The organism is Burkholderia seminalis, assembly GCF_001718535.1.
GTDB lineage: Bacteria > Pseudomonadota > Gammaproteobacteria > Burkholderiales > Burkholderiaceae > Burkholderia > Burkholderia seminalis.
In genome coordinates this window covers 769,235-787,306 of record NZ_CP013400.1, presented here as the reverse complement: position 1 = coordinate 787,306, position 18,072 = coordinate 769,235, and the positions used below count along the sequence as shown (strand labels likewise).

General features: G+C 67.5%; 16 protein-coding genes. 1 reads left to right on the top strand and 15 read right to left on the bottom strand.

The annotated features are described in order from the left end of the window. Positions 1 to 2: 2 nt before the first annotated feature. The 7 genes from WJ12_RS24300 to WJ12_RS24270 all read right to left on the bottom strand — a co-directional run bounded on the left by WJ12_RS24300 (position 3) and on the right by WJ12_RS24270 (position 8,978). Positions 3 to 1,139 carry a glycosyltransferase family 4 protein gene (locus WJ12_RS24300; RefSeq protein WP_034185700.1) on the bottom strand — a complete coding sequence of 379 codons (1,137 nt, stop codon included), beginning with the start codon at positions 1,137 to 1,139 and terminating at the stop codon, positions 3 to 5. A 43-nt stretch (positions 1,140 to 1,182) separates the two neighbouring features. Then, on the bottom strand, positions 1,183 to 2,142 hold the full coding sequence (locus tag WJ12_RS24295) for a glycosyltransferase family 2 protein (RefSeq protein WP_059558447.1): 960 nt from the start codon (positions 2,140 to 2,142) through the stop codon (positions 1,183 to 1,185). Positions 2,143 to 2,206: 64 nt separating this feature from the next. Then, complete coding sequence (locus WJ12_RS24290; protein WP_034185698.1) at positions 2,207 to 4,432, bottom strand: polysaccharide biosynthesis tyrosine autokinase; 2,226 nt, start codon at positions 4,430 to 4,432, stop codon at positions 2,207 to 2,209. Positions 4,433 to 4,482: 50 nt separating this feature from the next. Continuing rightward, a complete protein-coding gene (locus tag WJ12_RS24285; protein ID WP_034185697.1) occupies positions 4,483 to 5,661 on the bottom strand; it encodes a polysaccharide biosynthesis/export family protein in 1,179 nt (392 codons plus the stop codon). Next, positions 5,655 to 6,098: a low molecular weight protein-tyrosine-phosphatase gene (locus WJ12_RS24280; protein WP_034185696.1), complete on the bottom strand. Its 444-nt coding sequence runs from the start codon at positions 6,096 to 6,098 to the stop codon at positions 5,655 to 5,657. The genes WJ12_RS24285 and WJ12_RS24280 overlap by 7 nt, the downstream gene beginning before the upstream one ends. Positions 6,099 to 6,128: 30 nt before the next feature. Continuing rightward, positions 6,129 to 7,541, bottom strand: a complete 1,413-nt coding sequence (locus WJ12_RS24275; RefSeq protein ID WP_059558449.1) for a UDP-glucose dehydrogenase family protein — start codon at positions 7,539 to 7,541, stop codon at positions 6,129 to 6,131. Between the two features lie 63 nt (positions 7,542 to 7,604). Continuing rightward, the gene (locus WJ12_RS24270; RefSeq protein WP_034185967.1) at positions 7,605 to 8,978 is read right to left on the bottom strand and encodes an undecaprenyl-phosphate glucose phosphotransferase; all 1,374 of its coding nucleotides are present in this window, start codon (positions 8,976 to 8,978) and stop codon (positions 7,605 to 7,607) included. A 428-nt stretch (positions 8,979 to 9,406) separates the two neighbouring features. On the opposite strand from WJ12_RS24270, the gene WJ12_RS24265 reads away from it, so the two are divergent. Continuing rightward, positions 9,407 to 10,933, top strand: a complete 1,527-nt coding sequence (locus WJ12_RS24265; protein WP_034185694.1) for a mannose-1-phosphate guanylyltransferase/mannose-6-phosphate isomerase — start codon at positions 9,407 to 9,409, stop codon at positions 10,931 to 10,933. Between the two features lie 147 nt (positions 10,934 to 11,080). Here WJ12_RS24265 and WJ12_RS24260 read toward each other — a convergent pair whose 3' ends face one another. The 8 genes from WJ12_RS24260 to WJ12_RS24225 form a co-directional block, all read right to left on the bottom strand. Next, positions 11,081 to 12,022 carry a DUF6566 family protein gene (locus WJ12_RS24260; RefSeq protein ID WP_034185693.1) on the bottom strand — a complete coding sequence of 314 codons (942 nt, stop codon included), beginning with the start codon at positions 12,020 to 12,022 and terminating at the stop codon, positions 11,081 to 11,083. A 704-nt stretch (positions 12,023 to 12,726) separates the two neighbouring features. Further along, positions 12,727 to 13,308 (bottom strand): DUF3501 family protein, encoded by a 582-nt coding sequence (locus WJ12_RS24255; protein ID WP_059558451.1) that lies wholly within the window; start codon positions 13,306 to 13,308, stop codon positions 12,727 to 12,729. A gap of 28 nt (positions 13,309 to 13,336) precedes the next feature. Next, on the bottom strand, positions 13,337 to 14,674 hold the full coding sequence (locus tag WJ12_RS24250; RefSeq protein ID WP_034185966.1) for a heterodisulfide reductase-related iron-sulfur binding cluster: 1,338 nt from the start codon (positions 14,672 to 14,674) through the stop codon (positions 13,337 to 13,339). A gap of 122 nt (positions 14,675 to 14,796) precedes the next feature. Next, a complete protein-coding gene (locus tag WJ12_RS24245; protein ID WP_006497294.1) occupies positions 14,797 to 15,219 on the bottom strand; it encodes a rubrerythrin family protein in 423 nt (140 codons plus the stop codon). A gap of 225 nt (positions 15,220 to 15,444) precedes the next feature. After that, on the bottom strand, positions 15,445 to 16,713 hold the full coding sequence (locus WJ12_RS24240) for an RNA polymerase sigma factor (RefSeq protein ID WP_049029219.1): 1,269 nt from the start codon (positions 16,711 to 16,713) through the stop codon (positions 15,445 to 15,447). Continuing rightward, positions 16,710 to 17,126, bottom strand: a complete 417-nt coding sequence (locus tag WJ12_RS24235; protein ID WP_034185690.1) for a VOC family protein — start codon at positions 17,124 to 17,126, stop codon at positions 16,710 to 16,712. The genes WJ12_RS24240 and WJ12_RS24235 overlap by 4 nt, the downstream gene beginning before the upstream one ends. 38 nt (positions 17,127 to 17,164) lie before the next feature. Next, positions 17,165 to 17,584 (bottom strand): YciI family protein, encoded by a 420-nt coding sequence (locus tag WJ12_RS24230; RefSeq protein ID WP_034185689.1) that lies wholly within the window; start codon positions 17,582 to 17,584, stop codon positions 17,165 to 17,167. 125 nt (positions 17,585 to 17,709) lie between these two features. After that, positions 17,710 to 18,063 (bottom strand): YciI family protein, encoded by a 354-nt coding sequence (locus WJ12_RS24225; RefSeq protein ID WP_034185688.1) that lies wholly within the window; start codon positions 18,061 to 18,063, stop codon positions 17,710 to 17,712. Positions 18,064 to 18,072 lie beyond the last annotated feature (9 nt).

The window sequence follows — 18,072 nt, the reverse complement described above, 5'->3', positions numbered from 1 at the left end:
TCTCACCGCGACGACGGGCGTGAATCGGCGAGCGGCATCGCCAGCCCCGCGGCGGCCGGCGTGCGGCGCCGGCGCAGCATGTCGCGCGTGATCCGCACGTGCTGCTCGGCGAACGCCTGCGTGGTCAGGTCGCGATCGCGCAGGCATGCGGCGGCCGCCCGCGCGCAGTCGAGCGCCGCCGCCGGATCGGCGACGAAGCGGTCCGCGGCCTGGCGCATCGCCGGTGCATCGAACGCCGGCACATACGCGGCCGTATCGTGCGGGAAGTAGTCGCTGAGCCCGCCGACATCGGACACGATCATCGGCTTGCCGACGGCCGCCGCCTCGAGCATCACGGTGATACCCGACGCATGGAAATTCGGCCGCAACGGCACGACGATCACGTCGGCCCACGCGTACAGCTCGTGCTGCTTCGCCAGCCCCGACGCCGAGCCGATCTTCACGTTCGGCGCATGCCACTCGCGCGGCACGCGGCGGCGCGTCGCGAGCCGCACGTCGTAGCGCGCGTCGCCGCCGAACGCGGCGAGGAACGTGCGCCAGTCGCGGTCGCGGTCGTTGCCGATCGCCGCGATCCGCAGCGGCTGGTTCGGTGTCCACTGCCGCGGCTCGGCCGGCGGAAAATCCTGGGTGTTCAGCCCGTAGTAGACGAACTCGGCTTCGCGACCGAGATAACGACGGCACAGCTCGGCGTTGTCGCGCGCCAGCGTGGTCAGCGCGTCGGCGCGCTTGAGCAGCTTGCGGTACAGCCAGCGGCGCGGACCGCCGAAACTGTCCCACTTGTCGAACAGCCACACGCTCTGCGCGAGCAGCAGCGGCCGCTTGCCCCGCGTACCGGCGAGCTTGAGGACCAGCGCCGCCGCCAGATGCTCCTGTTCCGTATGCGTCCAGATCACGTCGGTGTTCAGCAGCGCGGCGCGATTGCGCCACGCATGCACGACGTCGAAGCCGAGCGCCGCCTTCAGCGCGCGGCGTGCAAGGCTGGCGACGCGGTTCTCGCCGCCGTCCTGCGAATAGGTCAGCCGGAACTCGTCGGATTCGGCGTGGTGATAGCCGTACAGGCAGCCGATGTTCTCGCCTTTCCGGTAGGTACGCGGATCGGCGCCGTAAAACAGATGGACGTGGACGTTCGTTGCAGTCATGCGAGCCCTCCGGGGGTGGCCGCGCGCGAGGCGCGCGGGCCGTTCAAGACGTCACCGGCGGCATCGCCGCATGGTGGGGGGCAAGGTTCGCGCGGCGGGCATCGCGCGCGCCACGGCGCACCGCGCGCCAGTGCTCGCGGATCCGCTCGCGCTTCGCCGTATGCAGCGACAGCAGCACGTGCGCGAAGCCCGGGTAGACGCGCGTGCCGACCAGCGTCCACCACCACCACGCGATCTCGCGCCGCAGCGGCGGCAGGTGCTCGCGCAGGATCAGGTGCATGTTGTACGCGCCGTTGCTGATCGCATTCAGCGACGCGGCATCGCGCCGGTCGTCGTCGAAACGCTCGGCCGGAAAATGATCGACCGCGATCGCCGGGTCGTAGACGAGCGTCCAGCCGTCGCGCTGCACGCGCATGCTGAAGCCCATGTCGTTGTGCACCTGCGCACCGGCGCCGCGCAGCCGCGTGTCGAAGCGCAGCCGCTCGATCGCGGCGCGGCGGTAGCTCATGTTCGCGCCTTTCAGCATGTCGACTTCGCGCGCGCCGCCGACGCCGAGGTGATGATTGCCGACGATCTTGCCGGACAGCGTGAGCTGGCCGACGCGTTCGCGCGATTCGTCGAGCACGCGGCCTTTCTCGTGGACCCAGTCGCGCCCGCCGACCGCGCCCACGCGCGGATCGGCCTCGAATACCGCTTCGACGCGGGCGAGCCAGTCGCGATGCGGCGCCGCATCGTCGTCGGTGATGGCCACGATGTCGCCGGTCGCGGAATCGAGCCCCTTGTTCAGCGCGGCGACCTGCCCCGGCACGTCGACCGGCACGACGCGCAGCGGCAGCGCGCCGCCGACCGCCGGATCGGCGAGCCGCTCGTGCGTGGCGTCGTCCTCCGGGCGCGCGACGACGATCACCTCGTCGGGCAGCCGCTGCTGGCGCTGCAGCGCCAGCAGGCAGCGCGCGAGGTCGGCGGGACGCCGGTAGGTCGGAACGAGCACGGAAATTTTCATCGATGGTTCTCCAGTCGGCCGGGCGGGCAGCACGCGCCGCCCGCCCGGTTACGCGCCAGACGGATCAGGCGCTCAGGTATTCATGCACGGCCGCATAACCGCGGCCGTAGCCGCGCGCCTTCGGCGGCACGCCGTTGAAGATCCCGCCTTCCAGGTCGACACCCGCGGTGCGCAGGCGCTTGATCGCATCGGCGATCTCGCCTTCGGTATGCATGCCCGAGCGCAGCACGAGGAACGTCGAGCCGGCCATGCGGCCGATGATGGTCGCGTCGGTCACCGCCAGCACCGGCGGCGAATCGATCAGCACGACGTCGTAGCGCTTGCCGAGCCCTTCGAGGTATTGCGGCAGGCGCGACGACATCAGCAGCTCCGACGGGTTCGGCGGACGCGTGCCGGCCGCGATGAACGACAGGCCCTGCACCGGCGTTTCGCGCACGGCATCCTCGAGCGGCGCCTGGTCGCTCAGCAACTCGGACAGGCCCGGCTGCGCGGTCAGGCCGAAATAGCGGTCGAGCAGGCCGCGGCGCATGTCGGCGTCGATCAGCAGCACGCGCTTGCCCGAATGGGCGAGCAGCACCGCGAGGTTGACCGTCAGGAAACTCTTGCCGATGCCCGGCGTCGGGCCCGTCAGCACGATCACGCGGTTCTTCGCGTCCATCATCGCGAACTGCATCGCGGTGCGCAGGCTGCGCAGGCTCTCGACGCTGAGATCCTTCGGACGCAGGCTCGCGAGGATCGGCCGCGCGCGGCCGCCGCCCTTCTCGGCCGCCGCGTCGAGCTTCACCTGCTCGGCGCTTTGCGGCACCAGCCCGTACAGCGGCAGGTTGAACGTGCGCTCGATGCGGTCCGGATCCTCGATGCCCTGGAACAGGTTGCGGCGCAGGAACACCACGCCCGTGCCGAGGATCAGGCCCAGGAACACGGCCGCCGACAGGATCAGCACCTTCTTCGGCTTGACCGGATCGCCCGGACGCAGCGCCGAATCGACGAGGTGGATGTTGCCGCCCGTGCCGGCCTTCTGCACCGACAGTTCCTGCACGCGGTTCAGCAGCAGCACGTAGATGTCCTCGGCGACCTTCGCGTCGCGCTGGAGCTGGACGGCCTTCACTTCGGTGGCCGGCAGGCTGCGGAAGCGGTTGCTGAACTTGTCCTTCTCGCCCTGCAGTTCCGCGAGCTGCTGCTTGGCCGCGATCACCATCGGGTGCGAATCGGTGAAGCGCTGCGCGAGCGACGCGAGCTGCAGGCGCTGCGCGGCGATCTGCTGTTCGTACTGCACGCTGCCTTCGAGGTAGACCTTCGCCTCGTCGCTCGCGTTGATCGAGCCCGACGTGCGCTGGTACTGCGTCAGCGCGGCTTCCGCGCGTTCGAGGTCGGCCTTCAGGCGCGGTTCCTCGCCCTTCAGGAAGTCGAGCATCTTGGTCGCCTCGGCCTGCTTCGCGACCACGTGCTGGTTCAGGTACGACTGCGCGAGCGCGTTCGCGATCGCGGCGGTCTGGTCCGGGTCCTTGCCTTCGAGCGAGATCTGCACGACGCCCGTCTGCTTGCCCTGCTCGGTCACCTGGATGCCGGCCTGGAAGCCGCTGATGGCGTCGAGATCGTTGTAGCGGACCACCGTGAACTGCGTGCCGGGGCGCGCGACGAGCTTCTGCACGAGCAGCGTCACGCCACCGCCCTGCGCCGCTTCGCCGACATGGCCCGACAGCAGCCGCGTCCCGTTCGGGTCGACCAGCGAATAGGTGCCGTCCGGGCCGGCCGTCAGCGTCAGCTTCTTGCCTTCGAGCGCCGGCACGACGCTGATCGAATCGACGTCGGCGACTTCGCCGCCCCACGCATACGACTTCAGGCCGAGCCACGGCCGCGACGGCACGCCCGCCGTCGCGAGGCGCGCGGCGAGGCTGCCGATCACCGGCAGCGTCTTCGGCGCGATCGAGAAATTCAGCTTGAACTGATCGACCACCGGCGCGACGACGCCGCGGCTCTTGATGATCTCGATTTCCGCATCGGTCTGCGCCTGCTGCGGACCGGTGTTGATCGTCGCGCCGGTCTGCGTCTGCGTGAGCGCCTGCGACGTGTTGTCGTTGCTCTCGACCCGCACGTGGACGTCGGCCTGGTACACCGGCTTCGCCACGTAGCAGTAGAGGCCGGCGAGCGCGACGACCGTCACCGCGATGCCGAGCAGCAGCCAGATGTCGTCCATGATCACCTGGAGCAACTGGCCGAGGACGACGTCCTCTTCCTCGGTTTTCACGGACAGATCCGCGTAGGAGTGTTTCGCTTGCGTGTTCACCATTCGTTCCCGCTTGAGTGGTGCCGGGGCGGAGGCGCCGCCCCGGCGGGCTATCAGCGCGTGATTTGCCGCATGTAGAAGATCGTCTGGATCGTCGGCAGCACCTGCTGCAGCACACGGTTGAACTGCACCGAGCTGGCCGTGCTGACGTAGACGACGTCGAGCGGTTGAAGCGGGAAGCGGCTCGACAGCATCAGCGCATCGGGTTGCGTCATGTCGAGACGGAACACTTCGGGCTTCGTCGGGTTGTCGCGCATCCCGCGCATCACGTAGATCTTGCGCGGGTTCGCGTCGGTGTCGAGGATGCCGCCGCCCGCGGTCAGCGCGTCGGCGATGGTCAGCCGGCCCTTGAGCATCGGCACCGTGACCGGCGTCTTGACCTCGCCCATGATGAACACGCGGCTGTCGCTGCGGTCCGGCACGTTGATGATGTCGCCCGCCTGCAGCATCACGTTCTTGTTGACTTCGCCGCGATCGAGCACGCCGTTCGCGTCGAGCGTGTAGAGCTTGCCGTCGCGGGTCAGGCGCACGCGCTGCAGGTCGGCCTCGTTGGTCGAGCCGCCCGAGCGCGAGATCGCGTCGACGAGCGTCAGCGGCACGTCGCTCATCGCGAGCGGGCCCGGCTGCTTCACCTCGCCCGTCACCTGCACCTTCTGGCTGCGGAACGACAGCACGCGCACGTCGAGCTGCGGATTCTTCACGTAGCGCGACAGGCCGGACGCCATCTCGTCGCGGATCTGCGCGACGGTCTTGCCCGCCACGCGCACGCGGCCGACGAACGGGAAGAAGATCGTGCCGTCGGCGCCCACCGTCTGGCCATACGGATCGGCCTGGCCCGGCAGCGCGGTCGTATACGGCTGCTGCAGCGCGCCCGCGACCGATTGCGTCGTGTTGCCGCCGCTCGAGAACGACTGGCCCTGCGGCGTCGTCAGCTCGGGGTGGTCCCACACGGTGACGCCGAGGATGTCCTGCGGGCCCACGCGATAGGTGTACTGCGACGGGTCGGTGTAACGTCCCGGCGGCAGCGGATGGTCGACCTGCGCCTTCTGCAGCTGGTCCATCACCACTTTGGCGTCGATGTAATGCACCGGATAGGTTTCGGCGGCTTGCTGCCGGCCTTCGTCCTTCAGGTTCGACGAGTCGAGGTAGTTGCCGGGAGCGGTTGCACAGGCCGACAGGAAAGTCGTCAGCGCGACGGCAAGCGCCACCGGGCGCATCGGGCGTTTCAGCATAGTTTCTGTAGCCATCCTTGAACCAGACGTTCGATCAGTGAGTAGCTCTCGCGGTAGTCGGCCTCGGGGCCGCCGTGCGGGTCGGCAATCTCGGCCCCTTCCCACTTGCCGAGCAGGTGGACCTTGCCGCGCGCGAACGGATCGACCGATTCGACGGCCGCGATCTGTCCGCGCTCGCTGACGAGAATCAGGTCGGCGTCGCGCACCAGCCGGCGCGACAGCCGCCGCGAGCGGTGGGTCGTCGCATCGACGCCCCGCTCGGCGAGCAGTTGCCGCATCACCGGATCGATGCCGTCGCCGTCATTCGCGTGCACGCCGGCCGAGTGAAAGGTCGGGCGCGGGCCGCCGCGCGACGCGGCGTGCGACTTGAACAGCATTTCCGCTGCCGGGCTGCGGCAGACGTTCGCGTGGCAGACGATCAGGATGTTCCGGAACATGGCGCCTCGTAACGAGTGACGGGAAACGGGTTACGCACTCGCGCGCGCGGCGCCGGGCACGCGGGCGGCGACGGCCTGGCGCGAGCCCGGCCGGCCGATCGGGTGGTACTCGATGCCCTGCTCGCTCATCGTCTCCGGCTCGTACAGGTTGCGACCGTCGAAGATCACCGGCGCTTTCCACAGGCGGCCGAGCGCGACGAAGTCGGGGCTCTTGAAGATCTTCCATTCGGTGACGATCACGAGCGCGTCGGCGTCGCGCGCGGCCTGCGCCTCGTCGTCGACGAAGGTCAGGCGCGCCAGCCAGCTCGGGTGATCGGCGAGATCGAGCGCGATCACGCGGCGCGCTTCCTGCTGCGCGACCGGGTCGTACGCGGCGATGCGCGCACCGCGCGACAGCAGCTCGGCGATCAGCTCGCGGCTCGGCGCTTCGCGCATGTCGTCGGTGTTCGGCTTGAACGCCAGGCCCCAGATCGCGAACGTGCGGCCCGTCAGGTCCTCGCCGAAACGCGCGACGATCTTGTCGGCGAGCACGCGCTTTTGCGTCGCGTTGACCGACGACACGGCCTTCAGGATCTGCAGCGCCTGCCCGTGCTCGTCGGCCGTGCGGATCAGCGCCTCGACGTCCTTCGGGAAGCACGAGCCGCCGTAGCCGCAGCCGGCATACAGGAAGTGATAGCCGATGCGCGGATCGGAGCCGATCCCGCGGCGCACGGCCTCGATGTCCGCGCCGAAGCGGTCCGCGAGGTTCGCCAGCTCGTTCATGAACGAGATGCGCGTCGCGAGCATCGCGTTGGCCGCGTACTTCGTGAACTCGGCCGAGCGCACGTCCATGTACAGCGTGCGTTCGTGGTTGCGGTTGAACGGCGCGTACAGCTTCTTCATCAGTTCGCGGGCGCGCTCGCCCGGCACGTCGTCGTCGCAGCCGATCACGATGCGGTCCGGACGCGTGAAATCGTCGACGGCCGCGCCTTCCTTCAGGAATTCCGGATTCGACACGACCGAGAACATCTGGTCGCCGCCGCGCTTCGCGAGCTCCTCGGCAACCGCCGCGCGCACGCGCTCGGCCGTGCCGACCGGCACCGTCGACTTGTCGACGATCACCTTGAAGCCCGTCATGTAGCGGCCGATGTTGCGCGCGGCGGCGAGCACGTACTGCAGGTCCGCCGAGCCGTCCTCGTCGGGCGGCGTGCCGACCGCGATGAACTGCACATCGCCGTGCGCGACCGCGGCCTCGACGTCGGTCGAGAAGCGCAGGCGGCCGGCCGCGCGGTTGCGCGCGATGACTTCCTTCAGGCCCGGCTCGTGGATCGGCACGCCGCCGTTGTTCAGGACGTCGATCTTTGCCTGGTCGACGTCGAGACAGAACACGTCGTGCCCGATGTCGGCGAGACAGGCGCCGGTGACAAGACCTACGTAACCGCTGCCGATGATAGTCAGATTCATGATGTGTCGGACCTCGTGACCAATGATTCGAAATTCGTAAAACCGGAACGCCTGCGCGGCGCGTCAGTACGCGTTGCTGCCGGTAAAGCCTTTCCAGAGCGTCAGCACGACGATCTTGATGTCGAGCCAGAACGACCAGTTCTGCATGTAGTACAGATCGAGCTTCACGCGCCCCATCATCTTCTCGATCTGGTCGGTCTCGCCGCGATAGCCGTTGATCTGCGCCCACCCGGTGATGCCCGGCTTGATCCGGTAGCGGAACATGTAGCCCTTGACCAGATCCTTGTAGATGTCGTCGTGCGCGAGCGCATGCGGGCGCGGGCCGACGACCGACATCTCGCCCTTCAGCACGTTGATGAACTGCGGCAGCTCGTCGAGGCTCGTGCGGCGCAGGAACCGGCCGACCGGCGTCACGCGCGTGTCGTTCTTCGTCGCCTGCGTGACTTGCCCGGCCACTTCCTGATGCACCTTCATCGAGCGAAACTTGTAGATCTCGAACTCGTGCCCGTCGATGCCCTTGCGCTTCTGGCGAAAGAACACCGGCCCGCGCGACGTCAGCTTGATCAGGGCCGCGATCAGCACCATCACCGGCGCGAGCGCCGTGAGCGCCGCCAGCGCGAACAGCCGGTCGAACACGAACTTCGGCAGGATCCGCACGTCGGTGATCGGCGACGCCGCGAGGTTGATCGCCGGCACGCCGAGCACCTCGACCACTTCCTGGTTGAAGAACGACAGCGTGCGCACGTCCGGGATGAAGCGGATATTCACGAAGTCGTGGCGGAACACCGTCACGATCTGGTGAATCCGGCGCTCCTCCGTGATCGGCAGCGTGAGCCACAGCTCGCTGATCGCGCGGCTGCGCACCAGCCACACCAGCGATTCGAACTGCCGCTCGATGCGCACGTCGTCGAGCGCCACTTCGCCCGGCGCTTCGCTTTCGTCGTACACGCACACCGGGTTGAAACCGGCTTCCGGCCGCGCCCGCATCTGCGCGATCAGCCGCCGCGCCGCCGGCGTACCGCCGACGATCGCGACCGCCTTCAGGTTGTAGCCGCCGCGACGCAGCTGCCGCAGCACGACGTGCACGCACGTCTTCGAGCCGGCGAGCAGCGCCATCGTCACGAGCGCCCAGTAGCCGAGCCAGAGCCGCGACAGCTCGCCCGACTGGTGAAAGCTGAAGCTCATCAGGATGCCCGCGAGCTCGACCACGAGCCACGCGAACGCGACCCGGCCCACCAGCCCGACGAGACGCTTGCCGCGCCACGACTGGTAAATGCCGATGGCCGGAAAGAACACGACGACGAGCAGGCAGTCGAACAGCACCGTCGTGCGCTGCAGGTCGTTGAGCCAGATACTGCCGTCGTGCAGCGCGGCGGCGATCAGCGCCCCCGCTACGACCATCGCGATATCGATGACTCTCGCCAGCACGCTCAACATGTCTGCTTCCTCTTTGAACAGGCGTTTGCCGAACAGCTCCTCGTGCGACCCGTGCCGCACCTTCGATTCAAACGTTGCATGACGCTATTGAAGCGACAAGAAAATCCCCCCTCAAGCGCACAAGTATTTCGAAAAATAATCGGAAATTCTTGCCGCGAACTTTTTGAATTAATTCGGCACGTTTTCCCGAATCGATCTGAAATCGAGAATTTTTCGGAAACTTTACGTTCGGCTCAATCCCTTTACAGACAAGCTCCAGCCGCCGGCGCACGGAATTATTTTTTATTTTTTTATTTGCATCCGATGCTAGCGCGGAAAATTTTTCCAGATGAATGCCCGATGAATATCAGGCAATGGGCCCGGTTTTATTGTCGATTTACTTCATGCTACAACGACAGGCACTGACTTCAACCGTGGAGAGTGCCATCATGAATGCTCCGGCCGTGGCAGCCGAAACGCGCCATGCTTCTTCCGCCGCCCCCGCCGCCGGCACGCGCCTCGCGGTGCAACCGGTGATTCTTGCCGGCGGCTCCGGCACACGCCTGTGGCCGATGTCGCGCGAACGTTTTCCGAAACAGCTGATCGGCCTGCTCGGCGACCATTCGCTGCTGCAGTCGACCGCCCTGCGCCTCGACGGCCTCGCGGCCGACCATCCGCTGAACGACGACGTGCTGATCGTGTGCGGCGAGGATCACCGCTTCACGACCGCCGAACAGCTGCGCCTGACGGCCAAGCGCGCGACGATCATGCTCGAGCCGCTCGGCCGCGACACCGCGCCCGCGCTCACGCTGGCTGCGCTGCGGCTCGTCGCCGGCGGCAACGATGCGGTGATGACGGTGATGCCGGCCGACCACGCGGTCGCCGACCTGCCGCGCTTTCATGCAGCGGTCGCGGCCGGCGTGCACTGCGCCGCGCAAGGCAAGATCGCGACGATGGGCATCGTGCCGAAGCACGCGGAGACCGGCTACGGCTACATCCGCGTGGGCGCGCCGCTCGGCGACGCCGCGACCGGCAGCCTCGACGTGCGCCGCCTCGACCGTTTCGTCGAGAAGCCGCACCTCGAACTCGCCCAGCAGTACGTCGCATCGGGCGAATACTGGTGGAACAGCGGGATCTTCATCGTGCGCGCGTCGGTCTGGCTGAAGGCGATCCGCCAGCTCGAGCCGGCGATCTACGCCGCGTGCGAAACGGCCGTCGCCCAGGGCAAGGACGACGGCGATTTCTTCCGTGTCGATCGCGAGGCGTTCGCCGCGTCGCCGTCGAACTCGATCGACTACGCGGTGATGGAGCCGCTCGCGAGCCTGCCGCAACTGTGCGAAAGCGTGGTCGTGCCGCTCGACGCCGGCTGGTCGGACGTCGGGTCGTGGGACGCGATCTGGCAGATCTCGCCGAAGGACGATGCGCAGAACGTCGGCCGCGGCCATGTGCTGTTCGAAGGCGCCGAATCGACTTTCGCGCATTCGGAAAGCCGGCTCGTCGCCTGCGTCGGCACGCAGAACCTCGTCGTCGTCGAAACGCCCGACGCGGTGCTCGTCGCGGACAAGTCGCGCGTGCAGGACGTGAAGAAAATCGTCGGCCGCATCAAGGCGCAACGCGGCGCGGAAGCCACCGATCACCGCAAGGTGCATCGCCCGTGGGGCCACTACGACTCGGTCGACATGGGCGAGCGCTTCCAGGTGAAACGCATCGTCGTGAAGCCGGGCGCGCAACTGTCGCTGCAGATGCATCACCACCGCGCCGAACACTGGATCGTCGTGCGCGGCACCGCGCGCATCACGCGCGGCGACGAAACGTTCCTGCTGTCCGAAAACGAATCGACCTACATCCCGCTCGGCGTCTCGCACCGCCTGGAGAACCCGGGCAAGATGCCGCTCGAACTGATCGAAGTGCAATCGGGCGCGTATCTCGGCGAGGACGACATCGTCCGCTTCGACGATACCTACGGCCGCCAGTGATGCATCAAACGCCCGGGGCGCCGCTTCGACGGCGGCGCCCCGGGGGCCAGGCCCGTTCACACCGACAACGGTCTCGCGAACGTACCCGGGCAGGCACGCGCGGGCGTCGTGGCACACGACGGCCCGCGCCTCGCATCGGCACCGCGATCAGCCGACGCGGTACGCGTACTCGCGACGTTCCGACTGCACCGGATCGTTGCGGCTTTCGGTCAGCGCACCGGTATGACGCTCGGCGATGAAGCGCTTGATGTCGGACTCCGCACGCGACAGCGCCGACAGACCGGCCAGCACCTCGCTTTGCGGCGCGCGCGCCGGCTCGTCGCTCGCGCCGTGGCGATCGATCCACTGGCGCGCCCAGTCGAGCGCGTACTGCTCGGCTTCCTCGGCGTCGGTAAAGCGCGGGCCGATCAGGCCCGAGCGTTCCACGCGCCGGTCGTCCTGCGAGATCTCGGCCCACGCGCGATACATCAGGTTCTGCACCGGCTGCGCGGTGCCGCTGATCGTATAGCCGCGATACGAGTCGACTTGCGGTTCGGCCGCGGCGAAGCTCGCCGACGACACATGCGCATGACGCAACTCCGTCGACGGCGCGCCGGGCACCACGAACGATGCGTCGGACCGGTCGATCACCGCATCGTCCTGCCTCGCGCTGACCGACGCGCCTTCGCCCTCCCAAACGTTTGCCTGAGCGACCGGCAATTGCCACGACTCGGGGTTTTGCCAGAACACGCCGCGCAAGCGATCGTTGTCGGGCACGGATTCCACACGGCGCGCGGGAACCACAGGCACCGGCGGCGGCGGAATATACGCGAACGTGCGCCCGCTGAACTGGGTCAGCACGTCGATCATCTGCAGCAGCGTGCCGTTCGCAAGCCACTCCTCGTAGCGGCGGCGGCACGTCGGCCCGGACGGATAGCGGCCGGGCAGCTTGGACCAGGCTTCACCGGTCGTCAGGATCCAGAGCACCGCATTGGCAACGACGCGCGGTTCGGCACGCGGACGCCCGCGACGATTCAGCCGGATGGGTTCATCGGCGATCAGCGTTGAAAGACGAAACCACTCTTCATCGTTAAGCTCATCGAAGAACATAGTAGATCTCTCCACGCAGCCAGGCCGGGCTGCGATTGGCGGCGCCATTGCGACACTTCGCGTCGCGGGGGCGGCCAGGTTGCACATTATGGTTATCCGGTGTTGTGCATGCCGGCTCGGCACCGCACTTTTACGGTGCCGTGATTCCCGGCAATGGCGCACAAATCACGGTCTCACTCCAATGTGGGAATTTTTGTGCACGAAGCATACCATCCTCAGGGTTTATCTCAATATGACAATGACTTAATGTTACGCACTGAAACAACCTGCCATTGATGCGCAATCCATTTACGCTTGAATTTTTTTGCGAGATCTTTATGCCCGTCGCTGCAAAGGCCCGCCTGGCGGGGCTCTACAGGGTATGAAGAATGGCTTGAAATAACCGGTTACAGGCTGGTCCGACCCTTGCCGGCAACAATCGCCGGAACTGCTGCCTAAAATCGGTAAATCATGGGAAAATTCGTAACAAGAGATTCACGAATCGGTAAATCATTCAATTTCCGTTCGCCGTGATTATCTTCGTACACAATCTTGATATTGTTTCTCTGCGAGTGATGAAAGGGCGGTGACGCGCGATGCACGGTATGTCTCCGCGTGCAAATTCGTGACGCGTGTTACATCTTCGCGGCGACAGCCGGGCGGCCCCCTGTTTCGGGTCGGAACGGAACGGCGGAAACCGGGCGCGCGGGACGCGCGGCGCTCGGTCAGCGCAGGTCGCCGGCCAGCGATGCGGTCACGTCCGCGTCGATGCGCTGCGGCGGCATCGTATAGGCAGGATGATCGCAGCCGATCGACAGCGCCGCCCCGCCCTTGAGCGCCGCGCGCATCGGCGCGTCGAGTTCGAAACGCACGAAGTGCACGGCCGACGTCTTCTCGGCGGTGTCGCGCTCGAGATCCTCGTCGGCGATCGCGTAGACGCTCGCATGCCCGTCGACCCGCACGTACACGCGATCTTCGACGCCGATCAGCCGCGCGAGCGCCGCGCGCCGCTCGGCCTCGTGCTCGTATTCGATCTGCATCGTCGCCTTCAGGTTGGTGCCGTCGGGTATCAGCGGCAGATACGCGTCCAGCTCGCCTTCGATGCCTGCCTCGTCGAAGATCTTCTCGATGTGCAGCATCTCCTGGATCTGATAGCGGATCGTCGTCTCGTCCTCGAACAGGAAGCGCAGATGGTTGCCTAGCGCCACCGCGCGGCGGCGCTTGTACGCGACGAGCCGCGCGTGTTCGGTCCGGCGGATCTTCGCGTACGCCTCGAGCGTCAGCAGGGAGTCGCGGGTCAGCGTCATGAGAGGTCCTCGAGGATGGCGGGCGTCGTCAGACGCCGTAGGCGCGGCGCAGCAGCGTGAGCGGATGCGCGAGCGGCGCGGACGGCAGCCCCTTCTCGTCGATGCCCTGCACGATGTGATGGCCGGCCAGCGCGCAGTCGGACGACACGACGTCCGGCCGCGGCTCGGCCATCGCCTTGAACACGGGTGCGCCGATCCGCATCGCGTCCGCATGGAATTCCTTCTTCACGCCGAACGTGCCCGCATGCCCCGAGCAACGCTCGACGACGTTCACGCGCGTATCGGGCACGAGCGACAGCGCGTCGGCGGTCTTGCGGCCGATGTTCTGCACGCGCGCATGGCACGGCACGTGATACGACACGGTGCCGAGGCCGGTCTTGAAATCGGTCTTCAGCAGCCCGTCGCGATGCCGCGCGATCACGTATTCGAACGGATCCCAGAACGCATCGGCCACCGCGCGCACCGCGTCGTCGCCGGGGAACATCAGCGGCAGCTCGCTCTTGTACATCAGCACGCAGCTCGGAATCGCGCCGATCAGCGCGTAGCCTTCGCGCGCATAGCGTTCGAGCACCGGGATGTTCGCGGCCTTCTTCGCGGCCACGCCCGCGAGGTTGCCCTGCTCGAGCAGCGGCATGCCGCAGCAGGCTTCGCGCGCGACGAGTTCGTACGGGATGTCGTTATGCGCGAGGATCGCGAGCAGATCGTGGCCGATGCCCGGTTCGTTGAAATTCACGTAGCACGTCGCGTAGATCGCGACCTTGCCGGGCGTGCGTTCACCGTCGCGCACGGGCGGGTTGCCGGAGCGCTGCGCGGCGCGCCGGAACTTGCGCGGCGCGAACTCCGGCAGCCATGCGTCGCGATCGACGCCGAGCGCCGCTTCGAGCGCGTGGCGGGCGGGCGGCGTGCGGTTCACCGCGTTGACGGCCTGCGTGACGATCGGAATGCCCGCGAAATGACCGAGCGCATCGGTATTCGACAGCACCTTGTCGCGCAACGCCACTTCGCCGCGCCGGTAGCGCGCGGCCTTGCCGCGCAGCATCAGGTGCGGGAAGTCGACGTTCCATGCGTGCGGCGGCACGTACGGGCATTTCGTCATGTAGCAGAGGTCGCACAAATAACACTGGTCGACGACCTTGCCGAACGCTGCCTTCGGCACTTCCTCGATGTCGCCCATCGGCGTGTCGTCGACCAGGTCGAACAGCGCCGGAAACGCGCCGCACAGCGACACGCAACGCCGGCACCCGGCGCAGATGTCGAACACGCGCGTCATTTCCGCATCGATCGCGGCCTGGTCGTAGAACGCATCGGACTGCCAGTCGAGCGGATGCCGGGTCGGGGCTTCGAGACTGCCTTCCTTGTGGGGCATGGGGCGCTCCAGCGTGGCGCGCATGCGCGCGAGCGCGCTGCCCGCGCGCGGCGGGCAGCGATGAACGAACGGCCGGCCGCATGCCGGACGCGCGGCGATGCCGTGCGGCCCGCGGCGGCCCGTCAGTCGACGAGACTGTCCAGCGCCTTCGTATAGCGGTTCGCGTGGCTGCGTTCGGCTTTCGCCAGCGTTTCGAACCAGTTCGCGATTTCGTCGAAGCCTTCGTCCCGCGCGGTCTTCGCCATGCCCGGATACATGTCGGTGTATTCGTGCGTCTCGCCGGCGATCGCCGATTCGAGATTCAGCCGCGACGAACCGAACGGCAAGCCCGTGGCCGGATCGCCGACCGCTTCCAGGTATTCGAGATGGCCGTGCGCATGGCCCGTTTCGCCTTCGGCGGTCGAGCGGAACAGCGCGGCGACGTCGTTCTGCCCTTCGACGTCGGCCTTCGAAGCGAAATACAGATAGCGCCGGTTCGCCTGCGATTCACCCGCGAATGCGGCCTTCAGGTTCTCTTCGGTTTTGCTGCCCTTGAGTTGAGCCATTTGCGCCTCCGTTCGAGTCGGCGCGGCCGCGTGCGAAGCCGGGCCGATGAAGTATGTGGGGAACGATGCGTGTGCCGGGGCGCGCACATCGTGCTCTTCAATCTAGGCGCTCGCGTTCGCATCCCCCAATAGGCTTTTTCAATGCGCGCGATAGTGTCGGGTGGGGGCGCGGGTGGCGTCGGGACCATGCGTTCGGCGCGCTCCGCGTGGGTCATGCCTCATGCGTCAGGCATCGGTCGCGCGCTTGAGCAGTAATTCGCGTTCGCGCGCGTTGCGCGTCATGTCCGCCGCGCGCCGGAACTCCAGCCGGGCTTCGTCGGTGCGGCCGAGCTTGGCCAACAGGTCGCCGCGCACGCTCGGCAGCCAGTGATAACGCGCGAGCGCGGGATCGTCGCGCAACGCATCGACGATGTCGAGGGCCGCGGCCGGCCCGAACGCCATCCCCACCGCCACCGCGCGATTCAACTCGACGACCGGCGACGGGGCAACCTCGGCGAGCGCGTCGTACAGCGCGACGATCTGCGCCCAGTCGGTATCCGACGCCTGCCGCGCACGCGCATGGCAGGCCGCCAGCGCGGCCTGCAGCGCATACGGCCCGCGCACGCCGCCGAGCTTGGTCGCCCGCTCCAGCGCCGCGAGGCCGCGCCGGATCAGCAGCGGATCCCAGCGGCTGCGATCCTGATCGAGCAGCAGCACCGGCCGGCCCTGCGCATCGGTGCGCGCATGCATGCGCGACGCCTGCAGTTCCATCAGCGCGACGAGCCCGAGCACTTCGCTCTCGTCCGGCGCGAGCCCGGCCAGCACGCGGCCGAGCCGCAGCGCTTCGTCGCACAGCGCCGGACGCGTCCAGTCGTCGCCGGCGGTCGCCGCATGGCCTTCGTTGAACACGAGGTAGATCACTTCGAGCACCGACGCGAGCCGTGCCGGCCGTGCATCGGCGGCCGGCACCTCGAACGGCACGTGCGCGGCCGACAGCGTGCGCTTCGCCCGCACGATCCGCTGCGCGATCGTCGGCTCGGGCGTCAGGAACGCACGCGCGATCTCGCCGGTCGTCAGCCCGCCGAGCAGCCGCAGCGTCAGCGCGACCCGCGCATCGGTCGACAGCACCGGGTGGCACGACGTGAAGATCAACCGCAGCAGGTCGTCGCCGATGTCGTCCTCGCTCGCGTCGGCGAGCGCCTCCGCGATGTCGGGGACGACGTGCGCTTCGAGCGCGTCCATCTCGTGACCGAGCTGGTCGCGCTTCGCCGCATGCAGCGACTCCTGCCGGACACGGTCGAGCGCGCGGCGCTTCACGGCCGTCATCAGCCACGCGGCCGGATTGTCGGGCACGCCGTCGACGGGCCAGTGTTCGAGCGCCGCGACGAGCGTGTCCTGCGCCAGTTCCTCGGCCACGCCGACGTCGCGCACCACGCGCGCGGCACGCGCGATGATCTTCGGCGCCTCGATCCGCCAGACCGCTTCGATCGCACGATGCGTCGCCTCAAGCGTCACGACGCCTGCCCCTGGCCCGACGCGTCCAGCGGCATGGCCATCAGCTCCCATGCGTGGCCGTCCGGATCGTCGAACCCGTGGCCGTACATGTTCGGATACTCGCGCGGGGCCTGCGGCGCGGAGCCGCCGGCCGCGAGCGCCTTCGCGACGATCGCGTCGACCTCGGCGCGGCTGTCGCACGACAGGCACGACAGCACCTGCACCTGCGTCGCCGGATCGATGATCGTCTTGCCGGTAAAGGTCTGGAAGAACGGCCGCACGAGCAGCATCGCGAAGATCGTGTCGCTGATCTTGATGCAGGCGGCCTGGTCGTTGGTATAGGCCGGCACGACTTCGAAGCCGAGGGCCTGGTAGAACGCCTTCGAGCGCGGCAGGTCGGCCACGGGCAGGTTGATGAAGACCATCTTGTGCATGACGGGTGCTCCCGGTGAAGTTGGATCGACGTGGACGCTCAGGCGCCGGCGCGGCCGACGTGGAGATCGCGGAACCGCTCGACCGCATCGCTCGGCGTGAGGTCGTCGAGTTCGAACAGCGGCCGCACCTCGATCTCGCAATCCATCTCGGCACCGAACGGCGCGGGAAACCGCCGCGTCCATTCGAGCGCCTCGTCGCGCGAACGCACCTGGATCAGCGTGTAACCGGCGATCAGTTCCTTCGTTTCGGCAAACGGCCCGTCGACCACCGTGCCCTTGCCGCCCGTGTAGCGCACGCGCCAGCCGCGCGCGCTCGGCCGCAGCCCGTTCGCGTCGAGCAGCACGCCCGCCTTGGCCAGTTCCTCGTGATAGACGGTCATGGCCTCGACCAGCCGGTTGTCCGGCAACGCGTCGGATTCGCTGACGGCGTTCGCCCGGATCATGATCATGAATCGCATCGTGTACTCCTTGTCGTCGATGGCAGGAGGCGCCCGTTCATCGGGGCCTTATCCGGACGACGGACGAAAGACGGCCGGATCGACACGCGCCGCGACGCATCAGGGTAAATACCGAGTCGCCGTCGTTACAGGAAGCACGGCCCCACCGCCCGAACCTCGACCGTGCACCATTGCGCGGCCGGGCACTGGCGCGCGATCTCGATCGCCTCTTCGCGCGTGTCGACATCGACGAGGAAGAAGCCGCCGACCATTTCCTTTGCCTCCGCGAACGGGCCGTCGAGCAGGCGCGTCTCGCCGTCCCGCACCTGCACGCGCGTGCCGCGCTCGGAGCGCTCCAGCGACTCGACGCCGCGCAGCACGCCGCGCGCCTTCAACGTCTCGGCGAAATCGACCATCCGCGCGTACAGCGCCTGACCTTCGTCGAGCGTGCGCTCGGCGCGCTGTTCGGTCGGTTCGACAATCAACAGCATGTAAGACATGGATTTCTC